Source organism: Propioniciclava sp. (assembly GCF_036744435.1).
Classification (GTDB): domain Bacteria; phylum Actinomycetota; class Actinomycetes; order Propionibacteriales; family Propionibacteriaceae; genus Propioniciclava.
Map to the genome: position 1 here is coordinate 1 of NZ_DAIOIA010000154.1, position 5,667 is coordinate 5,667.

General features: G+C 71.1%; 10 protein-coding genes and 1 pseudogene. 7 read left to right on the forward strand and 4 right to left on the reverse strand.

Features of this window, described 5'->3' with window-relative positions:
• Both V7E09_RS14055 and V7E09_RS14060 read right to left on the reverse strand, forming a co-directional pair.
• Nucleotides 1-236, reverse strand: a pseudogene (locus V7E09_RS14055) (hypothetical protein); the annotation flags it as partial.
• A complete protein-coding gene (locus V7E09_RS14060; RefSeq protein WP_324511455.1) occupies nucleotides 233-508 on the reverse strand; it encodes a type B 50S ribosomal protein L31 in 276 nt (91 codons plus the stop codon). The gene V7E09_RS14060 and the pseudogene V7E09_RS14055, both read right to left, overlap by 4 nt.
• Before the next feature lie 56 nt (nucleotides 509-564).
• Here V7E09_RS14060 and rpmB point away from each other — a divergent pair, with 56 nt between their 5' ends.
• Genes rpmB through V7E09_RS14080 form a run of 4 tightly spaced genes read left to right on the forward strand, consistent with a single transcriptional unit; the run spans nucleotide 565 to nucleotide 1,734 of the window.
• Nucleotides 565-801, forward strand: a complete 237-nt coding sequence (gene rpmB, locus V7E09_RS14065; protein ID WP_324511454.1) for a 50S ribosomal protein L28 — start codon at nucleotides 565-567, stop codon at nucleotides 799-801.
• The gene (gene rpmG, locus V7E09_RS14070) at nucleotides 801-971 is read left to right on the forward strand and encodes a 50S ribosomal protein L33 (RefSeq protein WP_324511453.1); all 171 of its coding nucleotides are present in this window, start codon (nucleotides 801-803) and stop codon (nucleotides 969-971) included. The genes rpmB and rpmG overlap by 1 nt, the downstream gene beginning before the upstream one ends.
• Nucleotides 971-1,276, forward strand: a complete 306-nt coding sequence (gene rpsN, locus V7E09_RS14075; protein WP_324511452.1) for a 30S ribosomal protein S14 — start codon at nucleotides 971-973, stop codon at nucleotides 1,274-1,276. Before rpmG ends, rpsN begins: the two co-directional genes overlap by 1 nt.
• Nucleotides 1,277-1,296: 20 nt before the next feature.
• The gene (locus V7E09_RS14080; protein WP_324511451.1) at nucleotides 1,297-1,734 is read left to right on the forward strand and encodes a VOC family protein; all 438 of its coding nucleotides are present in this window, start codon (nucleotides 1,297-1,299) and stop codon (nucleotides 1,732-1,734) included.
• Here V7E09_RS14080 and V7E09_RS14085 read toward each other — a convergent pair whose 3' ends face one another.
• Nucleotides 1,735-2,235: a winged helix-turn-helix transcriptional regulator gene (locus tag V7E09_RS14085; protein ID WP_324511450.1), complete on the reverse strand. Its 501-nt coding sequence runs from the start codon at nucleotides 2,233-2,235 to the stop codon at nucleotides 1,735-1,737.
• A gap of 70 nt (nucleotides 2,236-2,305) precedes the next feature.
• Here V7E09_RS14085 and V7E09_RS14090 point away from each other — a divergent pair, with 70 nt between their 5' ends.
• Together V7E09_RS14090 and V7E09_RS14095 are read left to right on the forward strand one after the other, a co-directional pair.
• Nucleotides 2,306-3,592: an MFS transporter gene (locus V7E09_RS14090; protein ID WP_324511449.1), complete on the forward strand. Its 1,287-nt coding sequence runs from the start codon at nucleotides 2,306-2,308 to the stop codon at nucleotides 3,590-3,592.
• Nucleotides 3,593-3,610: 18 nt separating this feature from the next.
• Nucleotides 3,611-4,165, forward strand: coding sequence for a hypothetical protein (locus tag V7E09_RS14095; protein ID WP_324523576.1), 555 nt, complete (start codon nucleotides 3,611-3,613; stop codon nucleotides 4,163-4,165).
• Nucleotides 4,166-4,189: 24 nt separating this feature from the next.
• Here V7E09_RS14095 and V7E09_RS14100 read toward each other — a convergent pair whose 3' ends face one another.
• A complete protein-coding gene (locus V7E09_RS14100) occupies nucleotides 4,190-5,122 on the reverse strand; it encodes an alpha/beta hydrolase (protein WP_324523577.1) in 933 nt (310 codons plus the stop codon).
• Nucleotides 5,123-5,227: 105 nt separating this feature from the next.
• On the opposite strand from V7E09_RS14100, the gene V7E09_RS14105 reads away from it, so the two are divergent.
• Nucleotides 5,228-5,638, forward strand: coding sequence for a hypothetical protein (locus tag V7E09_RS14105; protein ID WP_324511446.1), 411 nt, complete (start codon nucleotides 5,228-5,230; stop codon nucleotides 5,636-5,638).
• Nucleotides 5,639-5,667 lie beyond the last annotated feature (29 nt).

Sequence of the window (5,667 nt, forward strand, 5' to 3'; positions counted from 1 at the left end):
GAGACGCACGCGTGCTCCAGGTCGATCGTGGTGCGTTCCAGGACGCCGGTCAGGTCGGCCACCGTCCGGGTCAGCGTTCCGCTACTCGGGTCGATGACGTGGCGGACGGCGACCGCCCCCGGGAGGCTGAGTTGCAGCGCGAGGGAGGTCGTCGCCATCGCCGCGTCGTCGACGCCGGTGATCAGGTACACCGGGGTCCGGCGGCGGCGCAGGGGTCGCACGGAACCGGCGCTCACCGCGGGTTGTCCGCGCCGATGCCGTAGCGGCGGTTGAACTGCGCGACGCGGCCTTCGCTGTCGACGACGCGGCTGGTGCCGGTCCAGAACGGGTGGCTGGCCGCCGAGATGTCGACGTCGACGACCGGGTAGGACGCGCCGTCCTCCCAGTCGATGCGGGGGTGGTCCGCGCCGAGGCGTCCGACGATGGTCGAGCGGGTCAGCACCGTGGAGCCTGCCGCGCGATCCCGGAACACGACCGGCCCGTAGGTCGGGTGGATGGCTTGCTTCATGGTGACCCTCCTGTACTGTATTGAGAACGATTCTCATTCTACGCAAGGAGGCAAGGGTGTCTCGCACCTGCCAGGTCACGGGGGCCGCGCCGACGTTCGGCAACGCGGTCTCCCACTCCCATCGCCGCACGCGCCGGCGCTGGGACGTCAACATTCAACGCAAGCGGTACTGGGTTCCGTCCCTGGGGCGGCACGTCACGCTGCGGGTGAGCGCCAAGGGCATCGGCACCATCGACCGGCGCGGCATCGACGCGGTCGTGGCGGATCTGCTCGCCCGGGGGGAGAGGCTCTGATGGCGAAGAAGAGCGGCGAACTGCGCCCGATCATCAAACTGCGCTCCACCGCGGGCACCGGCTACACCTACGTCACGCGCAAGAACCGGCGCAACGACCCCGACCGTCTGGTGCTGCGCAAGTTCGATCCGGTGCTACGTCAACACGTCGACTTCCGGGAGGAGCGCTGATGGCCAAGACGAGCAAGATCGTCGCCAACCAGCGACGGATCGCCTTGGTGGAGCGCTACCGGGAGCGACGCGACGCCCTGCGCGCCCAGACCAAGGACGCCTCCCTGACCCAGGCCGAACGCCAGGCGGCGTCCCGGGCCCTGGCCGCGCTGCCGCGGGATTCGTCGCCGGGCAGGGTGCGCAACCGCGACCGGATCGACGGGCGCCCGCGCGGCTACGTGGGCAAGGCCGGGCTGTCGCGCGTCCGATTCCGCCACGCCGCCCTGCGCGGCGAACTCCCCGGCATCACCAAGTCGAGCTGGTGAGCCTGACCTAGGCTGCGCCCATGCCGCTTCGGATGGACAACATGGGCATCGTGGTCGCCGACCTCGACGCCGCCGTCGCCTTCTTCACCGCGCTGGGCCTCACCCTGGAGGGACGCACCACGGTCGAGGGTCCGTGGGCGGGCCGCGTCACCGGGCTGGGTGCCCAGCGCGTCAAGATCGCCATGCTACGCACCCCCGACGGTCACGGCGCGCTGGAACTCTCCCGCTTCCTCGTCCCCGAGGTGGTCGCCGATCACCGCCGCGCGCCCGTGAACGCCCTGGGGTACCTGCGCGTCATGTTCGCCTGTGACGACCTGGACGCCACGCTGGCCCGGCTGCAGCCGCACGGCGTCGAACTGGTCTCCGACGAGGTGGTGCGCTACGAGGACGCCTACCGGCTGTGCTACTTCCGCGGACCCGAGGGCATCCTGATCGGGCTCGCCGAACCCCTGGGCTGATCAGGCCTGCCCGGGGACCCCGGCGGCGACGAGCGCGTCGCGCCTCCCCTTCCAGGGCTTGTCCCAGGCCATGTCTTCGGACACCAGCACCTCGCCGCACGCGCTGCACGTCTCCCCACGCAGCGTCTCGTGGCCGCAGCGCCGGTGGATCAGGGCCATGTGGGCGCCGCCGGACGGCGTGGCCGTGTGACGCTCCCCCCAGATCGCGAGCTGCTGCAGGATCGGCAGGAGGTCGGCGGCGGCTTGCGTGGCGACGTAGCCCTGGCGGGTGCGCGTTCCGTCGAGGTAGTCGGCGCGTTCCAGCAGGCCCGCCTCGACCATGGCGCGCAGGCGGCGGCTGAGTACCGCCTCGGAGATGCCCAGGTTGTCGCGCAGCGCGTCGAACCGGCCCCGCCCCTGCAGGACGTCACGGACGATGATGAGCACCCACGGATCGCCGAGCACGTCGAGCGAGCGCCGGATGGGGCACAGCTCGTCGGACCAGTCGGATCGAAGCGGCATCGCTTCCCCTTCCCTCGCGGAGTTCGCTACGGTAGGCCAGCCTACAAACTTCGTTGAAGAAAGTCAGCCCGTGACGCTCCCTCCCGCCAGCCCGCGCCACCACCGCGTCCACCCGGCGTGGTGGGTCGCCGCCGTCGCCTTCCTGGCCCTGTTCGGGGCGGCGGGGTTCCGGGGGGCTCCCGGCGCGCTCATGGTTCCGCTGCACACCGAGTTCGGCTGGTCGATGAGCGTCATGTCGGCCGCCGTCAGCCTCAACCTGATCCTGTACGGCCTGGTGGCGCCGTTCGCCGCGGCGCTGATGGACCGGTTCGGCATCCGCCGGGTCGTCAGCACCGCGTTGACGCTGGTCGCGGCGGGAGCGATGGGCAGCGTGTTCATGACGGCGTCGTGGCAGCTTTTGGTGTTCTGGGGCGTCCTGATCGGCGGCGGGACCGGGTCGATGGCCCTCGTTTTGGCCGCGACGATCGCCGAGCGCTGGTTCGTCGCGCAGCGCGGCCTGGTGATGGGCGTCCTCACGGCGGGACAGGCGACCGGCCAGTTGGTGATGCTGCCGCCGGTGGCGATCATCGCCGAGGGGTGGGGCTGGCGTCCGGCGTCCCTGATCATCGGCGGCGTGGCGCTGGCGGTGATCCCGCTGGCCTGGTGGGTGCTGCGGGATCATCCCTCGGATCGGGGCGTGCTCCCCTACGGCGCCGATCCGGCCACGTTCGTCGCACCACCTCGCCCCACTCACGGCGCGGTGCGTCGGGCCCTCGGGGGGCTCGCCTTCGCCGCCCGACATCGGGCGTTCTGGGCGCTCGCGATCGCCTTCGCGGTGTGCGGGGCCACGACGAACGGCCTGGTGGGCGTCCACTTCATCCCCTCGGCGCACGACCACGGCATGCCCGCCGCGACGGCTGCGGGGTTGCTGGCAGCGGTCGGGGTGTTCGACATCGCCGGGACGGTGGCCTCCGGGTGGCTGACCGACCGGTTCGACCCGCGCAAACTCCTCGCGATCTACTACACGTTCCGGGGGGTGAGCCTGCTGTTGCTGCCGTGGCTGTTGTCGGACACCGTCCACGTCAGCATGGTGGCGTTCATCGTGATCTACGGCCTGGACTGGGTGGCGACCGTCCCGCCGACGGCCGCCCTGTGCCGCAGCATCTTCGGCGAGCGCAGCACGATCGTGTTCGGCTGGGTGTTCGCCGCCCACCAGATCGGCGCCGCCGCGGCGGCGCTGGGCGCGGGCGTCATCCGGGACGCGTTCGGCGCGTACACCTACGCCTGGTGGGCGGGCGCCGCCACCTGCGTGCTCGCCGCAGTGCTGTCGTTCCTCACCCGCGCGCAGCGCCCAGCCGGCGCTCCCCTCGCGACCTGACTCCCCTACGCTGACGCCATGCGCACCCCCAGCCACCTGGTCGGCCACAGCGTTCCCGTCGATTCCCCTCACCACCCCGAGATCGCGCGCTCCTTCGCCCTCGGCGCGCCGGGCCGGGTCGGCTACGAGGTCCACTTCTTCGGCGACGTGTTCCCCCTCGCGCCCCGCGAACAGTTGATCGTCGCGTCCCCCGACCCCGCGCTTCCGGCCCTGGTCCTGGCGCGCCCGGTCGGCGGCGGGGACGACGTCGTCTTGTTCGACGGAGGACGCCACGGCTACGACGCGATGTTCGTCGACGAGCACGACCTCGACGATCTGTCCGCGCGGGAGGCGTCCCACCGGCTGGAGATCGACGGCGCCACGACGTTCGCGATCACGGTGACGGTCTACGACAACATCGACTGGGATGAGGAAGAGGACGACTTTCGCGACGACGACGGCGTCGTCCGCCTCATCACGGGGGAAGCGATCGACGGCGACCGCTTGCGCGCCGACGGCTACGACGCCATCGCGGTGGAGGTCACCGACGCCGCTGGCCTCCAGACCACCGTGGTGAACGAGGAACTCGCCTAGTCCCGGCTTGCGAAGCGGTGCGGGTCAACTGGCGGAGTGACCGGCCAGGCGAGCGCCGAGCCAGGTGCGCGCGCGGTGGTGCAGTGCCCGGGCGGGCTCTGATTCCTTCGCCCAGTTCTCGAAGCCGTGCGGCCCGCCGGGGACGACGTCGAGCGTGACCGGCACTCCGGCGTCGGTCAGGCATGCGGCGTAGCGGGCGTCCTCGTCGTGGAACAGATCGATGTCACCCACGCCGATCCACGTGTCGGGGAGCCCGGTGACGTCGTCGCGGCGTCCGGGCACCGCATAGGGTCGCACGCTCGCCTGGCCGGGAGCCTGCCCCAGGTAGGCGGACCATCCGAATCGGTTCAGGGTGTTGTTCCAGACCCAGTGGTTCACCTCGTCGAGGCTGCGATCGGCAGCGGTGCGGTCGTCCAGCATGGGGGCGTACAGCCACTGCGCGACGGGTTGCGGTCCGCCCTCGTCGTGAAGGCGCTGGACGAGCCCCGCGGCCAGCCCGCCTCCGGCGCTCTCTCCGCCGACCGCCATCCGATCAGCGGGAATGCCCAGCGTGGCGGCGTTGGCCTGCAGCCACCCCCAGGCCGCATGCACGTCGTCGAGGGCGGCGGGGAACGGATGCTCGGGCGCGAGCCGGTACTCGGCAGAGACCACGACGATGCCCAGGTCGCGGGCCGTCTCGGCGCAGTGCCGGTGGTCCTGGCGCCAGGATCCGATCACGAACCCGCCCCCGTGCACCCACAGCAGCCCACCCCGGGGCGCACCATCCACAGGGCGGTAGACCTGCACCCGCCCGGACGCGAACCGCACCTGCTGCCTCGTCACGCCGGGGAGTGCCGGCGTCGGCAGAAGCCGTGTGGCGAACCGGATGAGCCGCCGCATCAGCGGGCGGGTGACGTCCGGCACCGGCAGCTTGGCCGTGGCCGCCCGCACCGCGGGATCCACGCGTTCGAGTTCCATGCGCCCATGATCCCGCGGCCGGCCTGTCCGCTGCCAGCGAAGCAGGCGTCCCACAAGCAGAGAAGCGTCCTGCGCGGGGCAACGTCGACTGGCTACGCTACGCGAATGCGGCTGCAACCGGTCGATCTCGTGGACGTCTTCGTCTATCTCGTGGTGCTCGGCGTGTTCACCCAGCTCTTCCCTCAGGTGATCTCCGAGTCGTTCCTGCTGGCCCTGCTCACCGCGATCCTGCTCAAGGTCGTGCTCGAGTTCGTCATGTGGGTGAAGAAGCTGATCGTCGGCCGAATCCGTTCCGCCACCACCCCGCTCCAGCGCGTGGTGAGCATCGTCTTCCTGCTGCTCGTGCTCCCAGGCAGCAAGTTCCTCGTCTTGGAACTGGTCAAGCTGGCGTTCGGCGACTCCGTCCGCCTCGGTGGCTTCTTCGCCGTGACGGCCCTCATCTTCACCCTGATGCTGGCCCGCGCTGGCGTCCGGCGCCTGCTCGCGGTGCCCGCCCCGAAGCAGGCAACCGACTGACCGGCAGGTCGCGAGCAGCGCCCTGACAA

Bases quoted from the DNA above. Each gene is read 5' to 3' on its own strand.
- V7E09_RS14105 (WP_324511446.1), top strand. From the start codon at position 5,228: ATGCGGCTGCAACCGGTCGATCTCGTGGACGTCTTCGTCTATCTCGTG.
- V7E09_RS14085 (WP_324511450.1), bottom strand. From the start codon at position 2,235: ATGCCGCTTCGATCCGACTGGTCCGACGAGCTGTGCCCCATCCGGCGC.
- rpmG (WP_324511453.1), top strand. From the start codon at position 801: ATGGCGAAGAAGAGCGGCGAACTGCGCCCGATCATCAAACTGCGCTCC.
- V7E09_RS14095 (WP_324523576.1), top strand. From the start codon at position 3,611: ATGCGCACCCCCAGCCACCTGGTCGGCCACAGCGTTCCCGTCGATTCC.
- V7E09_RS14060 (WP_324511455.1), bottom strand. From the start codon at position 508: ATGAAGCAAGCCATCCACCCGACCTACGGGCCGGTCGTGTTCCGGGAT.
- rpsN (WP_324511452.1), top strand. From the start codon at position 971: ATGGCCAAGACGAGCAAGATCGTCGCCAACCAGCGACGGATCGCCTTG.
- V7E09_RS14080 (WP_324511451.1), top strand. From the start codon at position 1,297: ATGCCGCTTCGGATGGACAACATGGGCATCGTGGTCGCCGACCTCGAC.
- V7E09_RS14100 (WP_324523577.1), bottom strand. From the start codon at position 5,122: ATGGAACTCGAACGCGTGGATCCCGCGGTGCGGGCGGCCACGGCCAAG.